Here is a 16,474-nt window from a genome sequence, read left to right on the forward strand (position 1 = left end):
CCCATGACCACCGACACCGCCCGTCCCCGGGCGGACGTACCCGAGCCGATCGCGGACACCGTTTCGCCCACGAGCCGCCGGCTCCGCCTGTCCCTGCGCCCGAAGGCCGGACAGCAGCAGAAGGCCGGACCCGTGGCCTACCTCCTGCTCGGCCTGGCCGCGCTGCTCTCCCTGTTCCCGCTGTACTGGACGATGGTGGCGGCCTCCACCGACAACACCCGGGTCTCCCAGACCCCGCCGCCGTTCCTCCCCGGGCCCAACCTGTTCAAGAACCTCTCGGCCGCGTGGCAGGACGCGGCGATGGGCACGGCGCTGATCAACAGCTTCATCGTCGCCACCACGATCGCCCTGTCCACCGTCCTGTTCGCCACCCTGGCCGGCTTCGCCTTCGCCAAGCTGCGCTTCCGCGGCCGCAACATCCTGCTGATGCTGGTCATCGGCACGATGCTGGTGCCGCCGCAGCTGAGCGTCGTACCGCTGTTCATGATGATGACCGAGCTGGGCTGGGGGCAGAAGCTGCCCGCCGTCATCTTCCCCACCCTGGTCAGCGCCGTCGGCGTGTTCTTCATGCGGCAGTACCTGGTGGAGGCGCTGCCCGACGAGCTCATCGAGGCCGGCCGGGTGGACGGGGCGCACAGTCTGCGGATCTTCTGGAGCGTCGTCCTGCCGGTCGCCCGCCCCGCGATGGCGGTGATCTTCATGATCACCTTCGTGCACGCCTGGAACGACTTCTTCTGGCCGTTCATCGTGCTCGACATGACCAATCCCACGATCCCGGTGGCCCTGACCCAGCTCAGCGCGGGATACGTGCGCGACCAGTCGCTCATCATGGCCGGCGCCCTGCTGGGCACCCTGCCGCTGCTGGTGATGTTCATCGCCTTCGGCAAGCAGATCGTCGGCGGCATCATGCAGGGCGCGGTCAAGGGCTGACATCCCCGGCCCGGCGCACCGCGCCGGGCTCTCCCCCTTCACAACCTCCTTACCCGATTTCGAAGGAAGGACCTTCGTGGCCATCTCCTCCCACACCGCCGAGCCCGCCGCGCAGGCCCAGGGCGTCCGGGTGTTCCCACCGGGCTTCGTCTGGGGCACCGCGACCGCCGCCTACCAGATCGAGGGCGCCGCGAACGAGGACGGCCGCACCCCCTCCATCTGGGACACCTACTCCCGCACCCCGGGGAAGGTGCGCAACGGGGACACCGGCGACATCGCCTGCGACCACTACCACCTCTGGCGTGACGACCTCGCGATCATGTCCGAGCTCGGCGTGGGCGCGTACCGCTTCTCCATCTCCTGGCCGCGTGTCCAGCCCGGCGGCAGCGGGCCCGCCTCCGCCAAGGGCCTGGACTTCTACAACCGCCTGGTGGACGGACTGCTGGAGCGGGGCATCCGGCCCGTGGCGACCCTCTACCACTGGGACCTGCCCCAGGAGCTGGAGGACGCCGGGGGCTGGCCCGAGCGCGCCACCGCCGAGCGGTTCGCGGAGTACGCCTCGCTCGTCGCCGGGGCGCTCGGCGACCGCGTCAAGACCTGGACGACGCTCAACGAGCCGTGGTGCTCGGCCTTCCTCGGCTACAGCTCCGGCGTCCACGCCCCCGGCCGCACCGACCAGGCCGCCGCGCTGCGCGCCGCCCACCACCTCAACCTGGCCCACGGCCTGGGCACCCAGGCGCTGCGCGCCGTGCTGCCCGCCGACGCCCAGACCTCCGTCACGCTCAACCTGCACCATGTGCGGTCCCTGACCGACAACCCCGAGGACCTCGACGCGGCGCGCCGTATCGACGGCGTGGCCAACCGGGTCTTCACCGGGCCCATGCTGCGCGGGGAGTACCCCGAGGACATCCTGCGGGACACCGCGCACCTGACGGACTGGTCCTTCGTGCGCGAGGGCGACACCGCGGCGATCCACCAGCCGATCGACTTCCTGGGTGTCAACTACTACAGCCCCACCCTCGTCTCCGCCGCCTCCGGCCCCGGCTCCCACGGCGACGACGGCCACGGGGCGAGCGAGCACAGCCCCTGGCCGGGCGCCGACGACGTGGCCTTCCACAGCACGCCCGGCCCCCGCACGGCCATGGGCTGGACGGTGGACCCCGACGGCATGTACGAGCTGCTGTGCCGGGTGCGCGACGACTTCCCCGGCACACCGGTGATGATCACCGAGAACGGCGCGGCGTTCGACGACTACGTCAACCCCGAGGGCCGGGTCGTCGACCCGGAGCGCATCTCCTACCTGCACGGCCACCTGTCGGCGGTGCACCGCGCCGTCCAGGACGGCGCGGACGTGCGCGGCTACTTCCTGTGGTCCCTGCTGGACAACTTCGAGTGGGGCTACGGCTACAGCAAGCGGTTCGGGGCGGTGTACGTCGACTACGCCACCCGCCGGCGCATCCCCAAGGAGAGCGCCCGCTGGTACGCCGGGGTGGTCCGCGACAACGCCCTGCCGCCCGCCCCCGGCACGGAGCTCTGACCGGTACCGCTGCCGCGGGAAGCGAAGCCCCGGTCAGCCGGGGAGCGGAAGGGCGGCCGCCCTTCCGCTCCCCGGCTCCGGGGCCGTTCCCGCAGCCGTCCGAGTCGTCGTCGAGGATCGGGGCGACGGGGAGACGGCCCAGGAGGGAAGGGGGATCGGCGGCTCGCAGCGCCCCTCGCGGACCCGCACGCGGCTCCGGTCGTCGAAGGGCCCCTCCTCCGGAGGGTCCGGCGGCCGGATCCGGAGGCAGAGGACGTCGTCGGACTCGGCCACGCCGTCCGCGCGGATGTCGTAGAGGCCGTGCTGGCCGCTGTACCGCTTGACGTGGACCCCGCCGGAGGGGGTCCGCGGGCCCCTGCGCGCCACGATCGCGTCCCTGACCGCCGCCTCGGCCGCGCGGTCGGGGACGCCGGGGCCGGGGAGGAGGTGCGGATACGCCTCCAGGGCGGAGGCCGCGGCGTGGACGGCGTCCTCCAACTCGTCGTCGTCCCAGGTCGCCCTGTCGTACCACACACTCAGAACGACGATCCCGGCGACGGCCGCCAGCCCCGCGGCCGTCAGGACCGCGGGTCGGCGGAGGACCCGGGACAGGCCCCACCGCCCTTCGCGCCGCTGCTCACTGTCCACGGCCGCACCCTACGGCCGGGCACCCGCCGCCCGTCAGGCGCGGCGGTCGAACGGCGGGCCAACACCTCGCGAACACCGTCCCGCGGTGCCCGTCAGGTGGCGCGGCCCTCGCGCCACTCCCGTACGACCTCCTCGGGGTCGAAGGGCGCCAGACCCAGCGGCGGGCCCGGCGGCGGCCTGCGGAGCGCCGCGGCGATCTTCTCGTTGATCCCGGCCACGATCCGCCGCGCCTCGCTCTCGGAGGGTGCCCGGCGGGCGGCGGCCAGGGCGTCCTCCGCCTCCTTGCGCAGGGCCAGTGCGGGCGGCAGGAAGGAGAGCTCCTCGCGGCGCATCTTCTTCTTCACCCACCACTGCTCGTCGTAGGGCGCCCCCAGATCGGGCAGCGGCTTGCCGAAGCCGGGCAGGTTCTCGAAGTCGCCGCGCTCGGTCGCCTCGCGGATCTGCCGGTCGGCCCAGGTCTCGAAGTCGACGCCGGGCGGTTTGCGTTCGGTCACGGTGCGGTCCCTCCCGTCGGACGGCGCTCGTACCCGAAAGCCTAGGACCGCGCGCCGCCGCCCGGCGACAGGGCCTCACCCGGTGCCGCCGGCCTCCGCCGGCCGGCGGGCGAGACAGCGCCGTCCGGGATCGACGGTCACCAGCGCGAGTGCCTCCCGGCAGGCCGCAGCCGCCTCCTCGCGGCGGCCAGCAGACCGCTCAGCAGCCGTCCGCGCCGGGCCTGCGCCCCCTTGCCGGAGACGGCGGCGATCTCGTCCAGCGTCCGGTGCGCCTCCCGCACGGTCAGGGCGGGCCCGGCGGCCGGGGGCACCTCCTCGTACAGCACCCGCCGGTCGATCCCGGTCCGGCGCTGCGGGAGCCGGCCCGCCAGAAAGGTGATGACGACCGGGGCGTCCGCGGGGTCGGTCCGGCGGAGCAGTCCGGCGAGCAGGGCGGTCTTCCCGGTGCGCGAGGGGGTGTCCGCGACCCGGCGGGAGATGTGGGCGACATCGGCCAGCAGCATGGCCCCATCCTCGCGCGGCGGCGGCACGGAGCGGCGGTGGACAGGCGGTGGGCACCGGTGCCGGGCACCGATGAGTTCCGGGCCGCCGGGGCGTCCTACCCCCGTGAACACCCCGGAACGGGGAACGGCACGGCAGACAGGAGCAGACCATGGCCAAGGTGACACTGACCGCGTTCATGACCCTGGACGGGGTCGTGCAGGCGCCCGGTGGCCCGGACGAGGACCGCGAGGGCGGCTTCGAGCACGGCGGCTGGGTGGCGCCCCACTTCGACGAGGAGCTGGGCCGCTTCGTGGACGAGACCTTCAGCACCGTGACCGGCTTCCTGCTGGGCCGCCGGACGTACGAGATCTTCGCCGCCTACTGGCCGCAGGTCACCGACGCGGACGACCCCGTCGCGGGCAGGCTCAACACCCTGCCCAAGTACGTCGCCTCCCGGACCCTGGAGTCGGCCGGGTGGCACAACTCCACCCTGCTCGGCGGGGACGCCGTCAAGGAGGTGGCCGGGCTGAAGGAGCGGCTGGACGGAGAGCTGCAGGTCCACGGCAGCGGGAACCTCGCGCACAGCCTGATGGCGCACGGCCTGATCGACGAGTACCGCCTGATGGTCTTCCCGGTGCTGCTGGGGAGCGGGAAGCGCCTGTTCGCCGACGGGACGGTGCCCACCGCCCTGGAGGCGGTGGAGAGCAGGACCACCGGCACCGGGGTCGCGATCCACGTCTACCGCGCGGCGGGACGGCCGGAGTACGGCCTGGTCGGAGCCTAGTGCCGCGTCAGGAGGGGTCACCGGACCGGGCGGCCAGGGCCCGCAGCAGGTCCAGCGCCTCCCGTGCCCGCTCATGGGGCACGAAGAGGTGGTCGTGGTGGAAGCCGGCCACCACGTTGCAGCTCAGCCCCGCCGCGGCGAGTTCCGCGGCGACGGCCGCCGTCAGCCCCACGGCGTCGAGCGCGGAGTGGACCCGCAGGACGATCCGGCCCGCGGTGTAGTCGTGGGGCAGCCCGGCCCGCTCCGCCTCCGTCCGGCGCAGCACCAGGGTGAGGCCCTCGGGCTCGGCGACGGTGACCACGGGGGCCAGGCCCGGCGGAATCCGGTCGCCGGGGACGGTGGTGAAGACGTACTCGTCCGGATCGAGCTCCGGACGCAGCCCGGCCAGCAGTCTTCGAAGATCGCGTTCTCCCGCCACCGGGGCATCCTAAGAGCTCGCGCGGACAGGCGTGGTGGACGACCCCGGGAGCAGAACAGGCGCAGGACCTGGTGATCACGGAGTTGCGATGCTCTGTGATCAATGGGGAGATCCGCGCCTGCGCTGCCGTCATGGCTGACCGAACCGCTCCGGGACCGGTTCTCGGCGCCGTTGCCCCACCGCTCCCGAGTGCCGCGCCGAGATGACCGACCGTTTCACCGCCCGGAACCATGTCACCGGCCTGGCCACGGCGGCCCGACCGCCACGACAGCGCAACATGATTTCGTGGTAGTTTGATTACCATGAATTCTTGTGCATTCTGGAGAGGCCCATGACTCCCGCGCCCACTCCCTCGCAGGCCGACGCGGCGACGGTCCCAGTCGCGACGGCACCCGAGGCGTCCGCGTCCGAGCGGTCCCTGGAGATGCTGCGCCTGCTCTCCGGTTTCCAGCAGTCCCAGGCGCTGTACGCGCTGGCCAAGCTCGGTGTGGCCACGGCGCTGCACGGCGGTCCGATGACGGTCGAGGAGTTGGCGAAGGCCACGGAGACGGACGCCGGCGCGCTGGGGCGGCTGCTGCATGTCCTCTCCGGCATCGGGGTGGTGACCCATCACGGCGAGGACGCCTTCGCGCTCACCCCACTCGGCTCCACGCTGGCGGCGGATGTGCCCGGTTCGGTGCGCGACGTGGCGATCATGTGGATGGAGACGCACTACGCGCCCTTCTCCGAGCTGGTCACCACCGTCCGTACGGGCATCCCGGCGGCCACGGCGCACTTCGGGCAGTCCTTCGTGGAGTGGCTGGGCGCCCACCCGGAGCACATGCCCGTGATGGCGTCGGCGATGGCGAACCTGACGTACGGCCCCAAGGACGCCGCACTGGCCGGCTACCGGCTCCCGGCCGGTGAGGTGGTTGCCGACATCGGCGGCGCCGACGGCTCCGTGCTGGCCCGGCTGCTGGCCGACGAACCCGGTCGACGCGGCATCGTCCTCGACGTGGAGCACGTGGTGCCCACCGCACGCGCACGGCTGGCCGACCAGGGGATGTCCAGCCGCATCGAGGTACAGGCCGGTGACTTCTTCGAGAGCGTGCCGGCCGCGGACGTCTACCTGCTGTCCACCGTGCTGCACGACTGGGACGACGCCTCGTGTGCGCGCATCCTGGGCCGGATCGCGCAGGCGGCGCCCGACGGCGCCCGGCTGGTGGTGGTGGAGACGGTGCTCTCGGAGGGCGACGAGCCGCATCTGAGCAAGCTGCTCGACCTGACCATGCTCGGCATGGTGTCGGGCCACGAGCGCCGGGAGGCAGAGTTCGCGGCACTGTTCGCCAGTGCCGGGTTCACCCTCGACCGGCGCGTCCCAGGGCCTGTGGACAGCCCGTTCGCGATCCTGGAGGCCACACTCACCCGGTGAGCAGGGCGGCCACGGTCCGGTTCCGCAGCCACCGCTCGGCGGTGTCCCAGTCCCAGCCGTTCTCCCGCACCAGCACGCGCCAGGACGACAGGCCGAGGTAGTACCAGAGCACGTCCGTCGCGCCCGCCGCGTCGAGCCCCTCCGGCAGGGCGCCCAGCGCGGCGAGCCGGTCGGCGATGGTCCGCAACGCGTCACGGAATCGCTCTTGGGCGAAGTGCAGCACCTCGGCGGCGTGCGCGTCGACCGAGGCCGCGTCAAGGAGGATCTCGATGACAACGGCGTGTTTCTCGCTGTCGCGGCGGATGCCCTCGACGGCGTACGCGACCACGTCGTGGGCGTCGCCGGCCGCCGCGACCCGCGCGAGCGTTCGTTCGGCGATGGGGTCCTCGACGCTCGCGGTGACCAGCTCGCGCAGAATTTGCGGTTTGCCGCCGGTGCTGGTGTAGACGGTGTTGGTGCCGACCCGGGCCGCGGCGGCGATCCGGGTGACGGTGGTGGCCACGTAGCCGTGGGTGGCGAAGAGCTCCTTGGCGGCGTCCAGGATCGACTGCCGGGTCGCGGCAGCGGCCTCCACGCGGCGGGGCGAGTGGTAGCGACGGCCTGGCATGCGCCGACCGTAGCAAGGGCGCAGGCGGGATCCCAGCCGTTGTCCGGGTGATACGCGGGGCACGCCGGGCGGCCGGGTGCCCGCCACGCTCTCCGGCGGGCACGCGGGGTGGCAAGGCGGCTCCGCCGCGCCGGCCGCCGTACGGCGGCCCCGCTCGCGCGGGACCGCCGTACCGTACCGGGACGGGCCGGGATCACAGGGCGCCGCGGCGCCAGGGACCGGTGATCGCGAAGGTGATGCCGGGGGTCTGGATGTTGACGAACAGCCAGTTGCCGTTCTTGGGCTCGAACACCGAACCGGCCCACTCCGAGCCGGTGTGGTCGGCCGCCGCCACGTCCTTGCCCGCGGTGCCGCCGCGCAGGTCCACGGTGTTGGCCGCGAAGCGGAAGATCTCACCCTCCGGGGTCAGACCGTGGACGTACTCGGTGCCGCCGCCGTCCTCGCACAGCACCAGGCCGCCGCGCGGGCTGACGCACATGTTGTCCGGCGCGTTGAGCACCTCGGCGCCGGGGGAGGCGAACAGCACCCGGAACTCGTCCGTGACCGGGTCGAGCTCGAAGACCTGGCCCTGCCGGGCGGGACCGCCGTCGGTGGTGATGACGTAGATCCGGTCGTTGCCGTACCAGGCGCCCTCCAGGCGGCTGAAGACGGCGGCGCCGTTCCGCTGGGCCTGGTGGCGGAGCGTGTCGCCGTCCGGGTCGACGTCGCCGACCGGCACCCAGGAGACGGTGCCGTAGGACCGCGCGCCGTCGCGGCGGGTGTCGTAGGACGCCTCTCCGAGACGCAGCGCCTCCAGCCTGCCGCCCCGGGACAGCTCGCCGGGGACCGCCGGGGTGAAGCGGTACAGGCAGGCGTCGCCCCGGTCCTCGGTCTCGTAGATGTGACCGGTCGCCGGGTCGACGGCGACGGCCTCGTGGTTGAAGCGGCCCATGGCGGTCAGCGGGGTGGGGTCGCCCTTGCCGCGCGAGGCCACCTCGAAGATGTAGCCGTGCCGCCGGCCCGCCGTGGTGCCGAAGGTCTCCTCGCAGGTCAGCCAGGTGCCCCACGGGGTCGGGCCGCCGGCGCAGTTGCGTATGGTGCCGCCGAGGCTGCCGTAGGACTCCAGCCACTGCCCGGCGTCCGGGTCGAAGACCAGCGTGGTGGTTCCGCCGCCCGCACCGGGGTTGTACGCGGGGGAGGTGAAGGCGGGACCGGCGCCGCGCTCGTGGTTGCGGACCAGGTGGACCCGGTCGCCGTACCGGAAGGCGGCCATGCCGTCGTGTGCGCCCGGGGTGCGGATCCCGTCGTCCATCAGGTCGTTGGTCCAGCCGTAGGAGATGTACTCGAAGCCGCGCGGCAGCGCCAGCAGCTCCAGACCGGTGGCCTGGTCCCGCACCGGGCGCAGCGGGCCGTAGCCGGGGTCGTGGTCGAACTTGGCGGGTACGGCCGCCGCCGTGCGGGCGGTGAGTGCCTGGAAGGGGAGGCCGGCGGCCGCGGCCGCCGCGGTGCCCCGCAGCAGACTGCGCCGCGCGAAACCGGAGCGGTTCGTTCCGTCGGTGGGCGTGCTGGTCATGGTGTCCCTCTCGGACGCGGTGGACGGACGCGGGGGGTGGGATCGACCGTGATCACCGTAGGCAGCGCGGTGGCGGGCCGTCCCCCAACGAGGGGCGACCGCCGGGGGAACCTTTCATGGCCGCGCGGCGGCCCGTCCGCCACGGCGGACGGAGATGTGTGCGGATCTTCACGGAGGTGCCGATCCGGTGACGTCCCGGTTTGGGATAGCCTCGGGGGCGTTTGTGTGTCCGCCGAACGGCGGACATGTCGGTTCACGAACGTGGCGCAGCCGCGTCGCTCCTCCGCCGGTACGGGCGGACGGGTCGGCTGCCGTGCGCGGCGGGCCCTGGTGGCGGAGACGGAGCGAGGGCGGACATGGTTGACACCACGGTCGGGGAGGCACGTCCCGGTGGCGGGCGCGGCCGGGGCACCCGGAGCGCCGGCAAGGCCGGCGACCAGGAGCTCCGGCAGCTCCTGGCCGGGCTCACCGCGGTCCGGGACGGCGACTTCGGCACCCGGCTGCCGGACGGCGCCGACGGTCTGCTGGGCGAGATCGCCACGGTCTTCAACGGCATGGTGGACCAGCTGTCGCTGTTCACCTCCGAGGTGACCCGGGTCTCCCGGGAGGTCGGCAGCGAGGGCCGGCTCGGCGGTCAGGCCCAGGTGCCGGGGGTCGGCGGGGCCTGGCGGGACCTGACCGACTCGGTGAACTTCATGGCGGGCAACCTGACCACTCAGGTCCGCTCCATCGCCCAGGTGACCACCGCGGTCGCCAAGGGCGACCTGTCGCAGAAGATCACCGTCGACGCCCGGGGCGAGATCCTGGAGCTGAAGAACACCATCAACACGATGGTCGACCAGCTCTCCGCGTTCGCCGACGAGGTCACCCGGGTGGCCCGCGAGGTGGGCACCGAGGGCATCCTGGGCGGCCAGGCGGACGTCAAGGGCGTCTCCGGCACCTGGCGGGACCTGACCGACTCGGTGAACTCCATGGCCGGGAACCTGACCGGCCAGGTGCGGTCCATCGCGCAGGTGGCCACCGCGGTCGCCAAGGGCGACCTGTCGCAGAAGATCCGGGTGGACGCCCGCGGGGAGATCCTGGCGCTGAAGGAGACCATCAACACGATGGTCGACCAGCTGTCGTCGTTCGCGGACGAGGTGACGCGGGTGGCGCGGGAGGTGGGCACCGAGGGCAACCTGGGCGGCCAGGCGCACGTGCCCGGGGTGTCGGGGACGTGGAAGGACCTGACCGACAACGTCAACGTCATGGCCTCCAACCTGACCGGCCAGGTGCGGTCCATCGCCCAGGTGGCCACCGCGGTCGCCCGCGGCGACCTGTCGCAGAAGATCACCGTCGAGGCCAAGGGCGAGGTCGCCGCCCTCGCGGACGTGATCAACACCATGGTGACCACGCTGTCGTCGTTCGCGGACGAGGTGACGCGGGTGGCGCGGGAGGTGGGCACCGAGGGCATGCTCGGCGGCCAGGCGCACGTGCCCGGGGTGTCGGGGACGTGGAAGGACCTGACCGACAACGTCAACTCCATGGCGAACAACCTGACCGGCCAGGTCCGCAACATCGCCCAGGTGACCACCGCGGTGGCCCAGGGCGACCTCACCCGCAAGATCGATGTCGACGCGCGGGGCGAGATCCTGGAGCTGAAGACCACCATCAACACGATGGTCGACCAGCTCTCCGCGTTCGCCGCGGAGGTCACCCGGGTGGCCCGCGAGGTCGGCAGCGAGGGCCGGCTCGGCGGCCAGGCGGAGGTCGAGGGCGTCTCGGGCACCTGGAAGCGACTGACGGAGAACGTCAACGAGCTGGCCGGGAACCTGACCCGGCAGGTGCGCGCCATCGCCGAGGTCACCAGCGCCGTCGCCGAGGGCGATCTGACCCGCTCCATCACCGTGGACGCCTCCGGCGAGGTCGCCGACCTCAAGGACAACATCAACTTCATGGTGGAGTCCCTGCGCGAGACCACCCGGGCCAACCAGGAGCAGGACTGGCTCAAGACGAACCTGGCCCGGGTCTCCGGCCTGATGCAGGGCCGCCGCGACCTGTCGGTCGTGGCCGAACTGATCATGGACGAGCTGACCCCGCTGGTCGGCGCGCAGTACGGCGCCTTCTACCTCGCCGAGGAGAGCGCCGCCGGCGAGACGGAACTGCGCCTCATCGGCTCCTACGGCCATCCGGAGGTCGCCGGGGGCGCCGGGACGCCGCGCTTCCGGCTGGGCCAGTCCCTGGTCGGCCAGGCGGCCCGCAGCCGCCGCACCATCACCGTCGACGACCTGCCGCCCGGCTATGTCACCGTCTCCTCCGGGCTGGGCGCCGTCCAGCCGAGCAGCCTGATCGTGCTGCCGATCCTCGCGGAGGACCAGGTGCTCGGCGTCATCGAACTGGCGTCGGTCAGCCCCTTCACCGCGGTGCACCAGGACTTCCTCGGCCAGCTGATGGAGACCGTGGGCGTCAACGTCAACACCATCGTCGCCAACGCCCGCACCGACGAACTGCTCCAGGAGTCGCAGCGGCTGGCCGGCGAGCTCCAGGCCCGCTCGGAGGAACTCCAGACCCAGCAGGAGGAGCTGCAGCGCTCCAACGCCGAGCTGGAGGAGAAGGCCGCCCTGCTGGTCTCCCAGAACCGCGACATCGAGACCAAGAACCTGGAGATCGAGCAGGCCCGGCAGGAGCTGGAGGAGCGGGCCCGGCAGCTGTCGCTGGCCTCCAAGTACAAGTCGGAGTTCCTGGCCAACATGAGCCACGAGCTGCGCACCCCGCTCAACAGCCTGCTGATCCTCGCCCAGCTCCTGGCCCAGAACCCCACCCGCAACCTCACCCCCAAGCAGGTGGAGTACGCGGGCATCATCCACTCCGCCGGCTCCGACCTGCTCCAGCTGATCAACGACATCCTGGACCTGTCCAAGGTCGAGGCGGGCAAGATGGACATCAACCCCGAGCGGTTCCCGCTGCGCCGGCTGCTGGACTACGTCGAGGCCACCTTCCGGCCGCTGACCACGCAGAAGAGCCTCGACTTCACCATCAGCACCGCGCCGGGCGTCCCCGTCGACCTGTTCACCGACGACTCCCGGCTGCGCCAGGTGCTGCGCAACCTGCTGTCCAACGCGGTGAAGTTCACCGAGTCCGGCGGCGTCCGCCTGCGGATAGAGCCGGTCTCCCCGGACGAACTGCCCGCCACCGTGCGGCTGCACGGCGCGGCCGTGGCCTTCCGGGTGGAGGACACCGGCATCGGCATCCCCGAGCAGCAGCTGGAGACCATCTTCGGGGCCTTCCAGCAGGCCGACGGGACCACCAGCCGCAAGTACGGCGGCACCGGGCTGGGCCTGTCCATCAGCCGGGAGATCGCCTACCTGCTGGGCGGCGCCATCACCGTCGAGAGCGTCCCCGAGCAGGGCAGCACCTTCACGCTCTACCTGCCCGTGGCCCGCCCCGACTTCCAGGACCGGCCGGCCGCCGGGCCCCGCGAGGACGGCGTCCCCCGGGAGGAGACGGACACCGCCGCCCCGGAGCGGAACGCCGTCACCGCCCCGCCGCGCCCGCAGAAGCGGCGGCTGCTGGTCGTCGAGGACCGCCCCCGCGGCCTGCTGTCACTGGTCGCCGAGAACGCCGTGGCCGATCTCGCGGACGGCGCCGGCCCGGGCGACCCGCGCGGACCGGTGGAGATCGTCACCGCCGTCGGGGAGCAGGAGGCGGCCGCCGCGCTCGCCGCGGAGGACTGCCACTGCATCGTGCTGCAGCTCGACCTGGCCGACGGCACGGCGCTGCGCTTCCTGGAGGCCATGGAGGGCGACGCGGCGCTGGGCCGGGTCCCGGTCCTGGCCCACAACAACCGGCGGCTGGACCCGGACCAGGAACGGGTGCTGCAGGACCGCGCCCGGCGGCAGCCGCTGGAACTGCTCGCCGGCCTGGACGAGCTGCGCGAACGCATAGCGCTGCACCTGACCGCGGAGGAGCCCGGCGACGTGCTCCCGCTGGTGCGGCCCGAGGAGACCACCGAGACGTTCGAGCCGAAGGAGGCCGACGGGACGCTGGCGGGCCGCACCGTGCTCGTCGTCGACGACGACGCCCGCAACGTCTACGCCCTCACCGGCATCCTGGAGCTCCACGGCATGCACGTCCTGCACGCCGACAACGGCCGCAAGGGCATCGACTGCCTCACCGCCCACCCCGAGGTCGACCTGGTCCTGATGGACGTGATGATGCCGGAGATGGACGGCTACGCAGCCACCGCGGCGATCCGGGCGATGCCGGAGTACGCCGGGCTGCCCATCATCGCGGTGACGGCCAAGGCCATGCCCGGGGACCGGGAGAAGAGTCTCGCCGCCGGGGCCAGCGACTACGTCACCAAGCCGCTGGACGCGCGTGATCTCATCGCGTGCATCCAGCGCTGCCTGGACCTGTAGCCCGCGTCGCCGGGCACCGCCCGGCCGGCCCGCCCGCCCGCCCGCCCGTCGACCATCTCCCCGAGGAGCAGCGCAGTGGACACCCAGCGGCCGGACGAGTCCGTCCGGCAGGACGGACCGCCGAGGGCTGTCCCGGAGGGGGAGCCGCTTCCGGTGGCGTCCGTCGGCGACGCCCCCGCAGCGGGCACCGTGACCGTGGTGCCGAACGGGGAGCGGCGGGACGGGGAGCGGCTGCGGGGGACGCCGCGGAACGGCACCGACGCCGCCGGTCTGGGCAGACTGGCCGCCACCGTCGAGCGGCTCCGCCGTGAGGTGCGCCGGGCCCATGCGGCCGCCGAGGGGCGCGCCCTGATCGAGATGGCCAAGGGCATCCTGGTCGAGCGGCTGGGCTGCGGACCGGCGCAGGCCGCCCGGCAGCTGGCGGTCCTCGCCGAACAGGCGGAAACGTCCCAGCTGGAGCTGGCCGTCGACCTGATCAACCAGGCGGCCCGCGACCGTCTCACCGAGGCGGCCCACGAATTCGTGGCCCGGGCCCGGGAGGAGGCGCGGGCGCGGGCGGCGGAGGCCGGTGGTCCCGGGAGGTCCGGGGTCTCCGGGAGCCCGGAGGAGGACGGGGACGTCCCCTCGCTGCCGGTGCGGCTGCGCACCGCCGAGAGCGGCGCGCTGGCCGCGGACGACACCCAGGCGGTCGCCGAGTCCCTGCTTGAGCACGCGCTCACCCCCCTGGGCGCCGTGGCCGTGGCCATCTGGGCCGCCGGCACCGACTCCTCCCTCACCCTGGCCGGCTGCGCGGGCTTCGTCCCGGAGGAGGCCGCCCGCTGGCACTACGTACCGCCCGGGGTGGCCACCCTCGCCCGCCGGGCGCTCATCGAGCGGCGCGCCGTGTGGTTCCCGTCCCCGGCCGAGTCCGGGCTGCCCACCCTCGGCCGCCGGCAGGCCCCCGAGGGCTGCCGGGTGACGGTGCCGGCCGGCACCGGCGGACGGATCCTGGGCGTACTGGAGATCTGCTGGCCCGGCGCGCTCGAGCAGCCGCAGCCGCCGCAGGTCCAGCGGCAGATCGAGGCGCTGGCGGAGCTGTGCGCCCACACCCTGGACGCCCTCCCCGAGGAGGTCGAGGGACCGCGCCACTCCCCGCGGCCGCGCCCCCCGGGCGTCTCCGAGCTGGCGGACTTCGCCGACGGCCTGCTGGACCCGGCCCTGGTGCTCGTTCCCCAGCTGGACGCCGACGGCCGGCTCGCCGACTTCCGCATCCACCACGTCAGCAGCCACTTCGTCGACCCGGCGGGGCGGCCCCGTTCCTCCGTCGCCGGGACACTGCTGCTGGAGGCCTATCCGCTGGCGATCGGCGAGAGCGGTCTGTTCGAGAAGATCGAGCACGTCCACGCCACCGGGGAGCCCTTCCGCGCCGAGCGGATGGTGCTGCGCGCGATGGTCGGGCAGGTGCCGCTGTCCGTGGAGGCGGGCGTCAGCGTCAGCCGGCACGGGGACAGCGTGCTGCTGATCTGGCGGGTGCAGGACGAGGCGGCCCGGCTGGCACGGGTGCTGCAGCACGCCCAGCGGCTGGGCCGCATCGGCGGGTTCGAGGAGAACCTCGCGACCGGCGAGATCGTCTGGAACAGCCAGCTGTTCGCCCTCCACGGGCTGCCGCCGACCGCCGCGCCCGTCCCCCTGGAGCAGCTGCCCGTCCACACCCACCCCGACGACGAGGCCGTCATCGGGCGCTTCCTGCGCACCCTGTTCCACCACCGTCGTCCCGCCTCCGAGGCCTTCCGGCTGCGGCGGGCCGACGGGATCGTGCGGCACATCCGGGTGATCGCCGAGCCCGACCTCGACGCCGAGGGCCGGCTGGTCGCGGTGCGCGGCGCCTACCAGGACGTCTCCGCCCAGCACTGGACCGAGGTCGCCCTGGGCGCCACCCGTGACCAGCTCGCCCAGAGCGAGCAGGAGGCCGTCGAGCGCGACCGCATGGCCCTGCAGCTCCAGCGCGCCATCATGCCCCCCGCCCGGGGCCCCATCAAGGCGGAGGGCCTGCACATCGCCGTCCGCTACCGCCCCGCCGAGAAGGACCACCTGGTCGGCGGCGACTGGTACGACGCCGTCGTGCTGCCGTCCCGCCAGGTCCTGCTGTCCGTCGGCGACGTGGCCGGCCACGGCATCGACGCGGCCACCGGCATGGTGGTGCTGCGCAACGCCCTGCGCGGGCTGGCCACCACCGGCGCCGGCCCGGCCCAGCTCATGTCCTGGCTGAACACCGTCGCCCACCACCTCACCGAGAACGTCACGGCCACCGCGGTGTGCGGACTGTACGACCCCGGCACCCGCACCCTGCGCTGGGCCCGGGCCGGGCACCCGCCCCCGGTCCTGGTGCGCGGGGGACGGGCCGCCGCGCTGCCCCTGGTGGGCGGGCTGCTGCTGGGCGCGGTCCCGGACGCCGAGTACGAGGAGGAGCGGCTGGAGCTGGAGAGCGGCGACGTGCTGCTGATGTACACCGACGGGCTGATCGAGCGCCGGGACAGCTCCCTCGAGGAGGCCCTGGACCGGCTCCTGGCCATCGCCCGGAAACCCGGCGACACCCTCGACCAGCGCCTGGACCGGATGCTGACCTACAGCAACGCCGACACCGACGACGACACCTGCATCGTCGGCGTCCGGATGAGCTGATCCCGGGTCGGCCCGGCGGGTGGCCGTTTCCGGGCGGTCCCACCGGGTACCTGCGCCGTACACCGAAGATCGCGGGGAGCCGCACCGGCCGGTGCGGACGACGGACCCGGATCCGGACACAGAGACGGCGAGGACGGACGGCCATGGGCGGAACGGACAGGCACCACGACGACCGGGAAGACCGCGGGGACCGGCGGGACGCCGCGGCGGCGCACCGCCCGCAGGGCGAGCGGACGGATCCGGCCGACCGGGGGCCGGGGGCCCACTCCGGCCGGGAGACGCAGATGGAGCACCGCGTCGTCCCCGGCACGGCGAGCGCCGCGGAGGGGTTCTCCGGCGGCGGCACCGTCGCGGGGGAGCCCCTGAAGGGCGTCGAGGCGGAAGCGCCGCAGGACGCCGCGCGGGCGGCGGACACCGTGGCGGAGAAGGCGGAGAAGGGTGCCCGGGAGCGGGGCACCGCGGCCGGGGGCGGAACCCACGGCGAGGGGGCGGGACGGGCATAGCCCGTCCCGCCCCGGTGCGCGCCGCCGGGCGGTGGTCCCATGCCGCCCGGCGGCCGACCGTACGCCCGCG

At 73.5% G+C, this 16,474-nt stretch carries 13 protein-coding genes; 7 read left to right on the forward strand and 6 right to left on the reverse strand.

Translation table 11 applies throughout. The annotated features are described in order from the left end of the window. Positions 1-3 precede the first annotated feature (3 nt). Entirely contained in the window at positions 4-930 is a 927-nt protein-coding gene (locus V1L54_RS18125) for a carbohydrate ABC transporter permease (protein ID WP_330119076.1), read from the forward strand. Between the two features lie 82 nt (positions 931-1,012). Beyond that, positions 1,013-2,467, forward strand: a complete 1,455-nt coding sequence (locus V1L54_RS18130) for a GH1 family beta-glucosidase (RefSeq protein ID WP_330119131.1) — start codon at positions 1,013-1,015, stop codon at positions 2,465-2,467. Positions 2,468-2,500: 33 nt separating this feature from the next. On the opposite strand, the gene V1L54_RS18135 is transcribed toward V1L54_RS18130, so the two are convergent. The 3 genes from V1L54_RS18135 to V1L54_RS18145 form a co-directional block, all read right to left on the reverse strand. Next, a complete protein-coding gene (locus tag V1L54_RS18135) occupies positions 2,501-3,094 on the reverse strand; it encodes a hypothetical protein (RefSeq protein WP_330119077.1) in 594 nt (197 codons plus the stop codon). A 92-nt stretch (positions 3,095-3,186) separates the two neighbouring features. Beyond that, complete coding sequence (locus tag V1L54_RS18140) at positions 3,187-3,588, reverse strand: DnaJ family domain-containing protein (protein ID WP_330119078.1); 402 nt, start codon at positions 3,586-3,588, stop codon at positions 3,187-3,189. Positions 3,589-3,725: 137 nt separating this feature from the next. Continuing rightward, positions 3,726-4,091 carry a hypothetical protein gene (locus tag V1L54_RS18145; protein WP_330119079.1) on the reverse strand — a complete coding sequence of 122 codons (366 nt, stop codon included), beginning with the start codon at positions 4,089-4,091 and terminating at the stop codon, positions 3,726-3,728. Between the two features lie 149 nt (positions 4,092-4,240). Between V1L54_RS18145 and V1L54_RS18150 the strand changes: the two genes are divergently transcribed. Continuing rightward, positions 4,241-4,855 carry a dihydrofolate reductase family protein gene (locus tag V1L54_RS18150; RefSeq protein WP_330119080.1) on the forward strand — a complete coding sequence of 205 codons (615 nt, stop codon included), beginning with the start codon at positions 4,241-4,243 and terminating at the stop codon, positions 4,853-4,855. A 7-nt stretch (positions 4,856-4,862) separates the two neighbouring features. On the opposite strand, the gene V1L54_RS18155 is transcribed toward V1L54_RS18150, so the two are convergent. Beyond that, positions 4,863-5,273 (reverse strand): ACT domain-containing protein, encoded by a 411-nt coding sequence (locus V1L54_RS18155; protein WP_330119081.1) that lies wholly within the window; start codon positions 5,271-5,273, stop codon positions 4,863-4,865. A 331-nt stretch (positions 5,274-5,604) separates the two neighbouring features. On the opposite strand from V1L54_RS18155, the gene V1L54_RS18160 reads away from it, so the two are divergent. Next, a complete protein-coding gene (locus tag V1L54_RS18160) occupies positions 5,605-6,684 on the forward strand; it encodes a methyltransferase (RefSeq protein WP_330119082.1) in 1,080 nt (359 codons plus the stop codon). Here V1L54_RS18160 and V1L54_RS18165 read toward each other — a convergent pair. Both V1L54_RS18165 and V1L54_RS18170 read right to left on the reverse strand, forming a co-directional pair. Then, positions 6,674-7,291: a TetR/AcrR family transcriptional regulator gene (locus V1L54_RS18165; RefSeq protein ID WP_330119083.1), complete on the reverse strand. Its 618-nt coding sequence runs from the start codon at positions 7,289-7,291 to the stop codon at positions 6,674-6,676. The two genes, V1L54_RS18160 and V1L54_RS18165, sit on opposite strands and share 11 nt — an antisense overlap. Positions 7,292-7,484: 193 nt before the next feature. Next, on the reverse strand, positions 7,485-8,843 hold the full coding sequence (locus V1L54_RS18170; RefSeq protein WP_330119084.1) for an alkaline phosphatase PhoX: 1,359 nt from the start codon (positions 8,841-8,843) through the stop codon (positions 7,485-7,487). Between the two features lie 356 nt (positions 8,844-9,199). Here V1L54_RS18170 and V1L54_RS18175 point away from each other — a divergent pair, with 356 nt between their 5' ends. The 3 genes from V1L54_RS18175 (at position 9,200) to V1L54_RS18185 (ending at position 16,404) form a co-directional block, all read left to right on the forward strand. Further along, positions 9,200-13,240: a HAMP domain-containing protein gene (locus tag V1L54_RS18175; protein ID WP_330119085.1), complete on the forward strand. Its 4,041-nt coding sequence runs from the start codon at positions 9,200-9,202 to the stop codon at positions 13,238-13,240. A 75-nt stretch (positions 13,241-13,315) separates the two neighbouring features. Continuing rightward, positions 13,316-15,901: a SpoIIE family protein phosphatase gene (locus V1L54_RS18180; RefSeq protein ID WP_443076686.1), complete on the forward strand. Its 2,586-nt coding sequence runs from the start codon at positions 13,316-13,318 to the stop codon at positions 15,899-15,901. Between the two features lie 143 nt (positions 15,902-16,044). Next, positions 16,045-16,404 (forward strand): hypothetical protein, encoded by a 360-nt coding sequence (locus tag V1L54_RS18185; protein ID WP_330119086.1) that lies wholly within the window; start codon positions 16,045-16,047, stop codon positions 16,402-16,404. Positions 16,405-16,474 lie beyond the last annotated feature (70 nt).

The sequence above is a fragment of the Streptomyces rubellus genome (genome assembly GCF_036323805.1).
GTDB lineage: Bacteria > Actinomycetota > Actinomycetes > Streptomycetales > Streptomycetaceae > Streptomyces.

Bases quoted from the DNA above. Each gene is read 5' to 3' on its own strand.
- V1L54_RS18125 (WP_330119076.1), top strand. From the start codon at position 4: ATGACCACCGACACCGCCCGTCCCCGGGCGGACGTACCCGAGCCGATC.
- V1L54_RS18145 (WP_330119079.1), bottom strand. From the start codon at position 4,091: ATGCTGCTGGCCGATGTCGCCCACATCTCCCGCCGGGTCGCGGACACC.
- V1L54_RS18150 (WP_330119080.1), top strand. From the start codon at position 4,241: ATGGCCAAGGTGACACTGACCGCGTTCATGACCCTGGACGGGGTCGTG.
- V1L54_RS18160 (WP_330119082.1), top strand. From the start codon at position 5,605: ATGACTCCCGCGCCCACTCCCTCGCAGGCCGACGCGGCGACGGTCCCA.
- V1L54_RS18165 (WP_330119083.1), bottom strand. From the start codon at position 7,291: ATGCCAGGCCGTCGCTACCACTCGCCCCGCCGCGTGGAGGCCGCTGCC.
- V1L54_RS18170 (WP_330119084.1), bottom strand. From the start codon at position 8,843: ATGACCAGCACGCCCACCGACGGAACGAACCGCTCCGGTTTCGCGCGG.
- V1L54_RS18175 (WP_330119085.1), top strand. From the start codon at position 9,200: ATGGTTGACACCACGGTCGGGGAGGCACGTCCCGGTGGCGGGCGCGGC.
- V1L54_RS18185 (WP_330119086.1), top strand. From the start codon at position 16,045: ATGGGCGGAACGGACAGGCACCACGACGACCGGGAAGACCGCGGGGAC.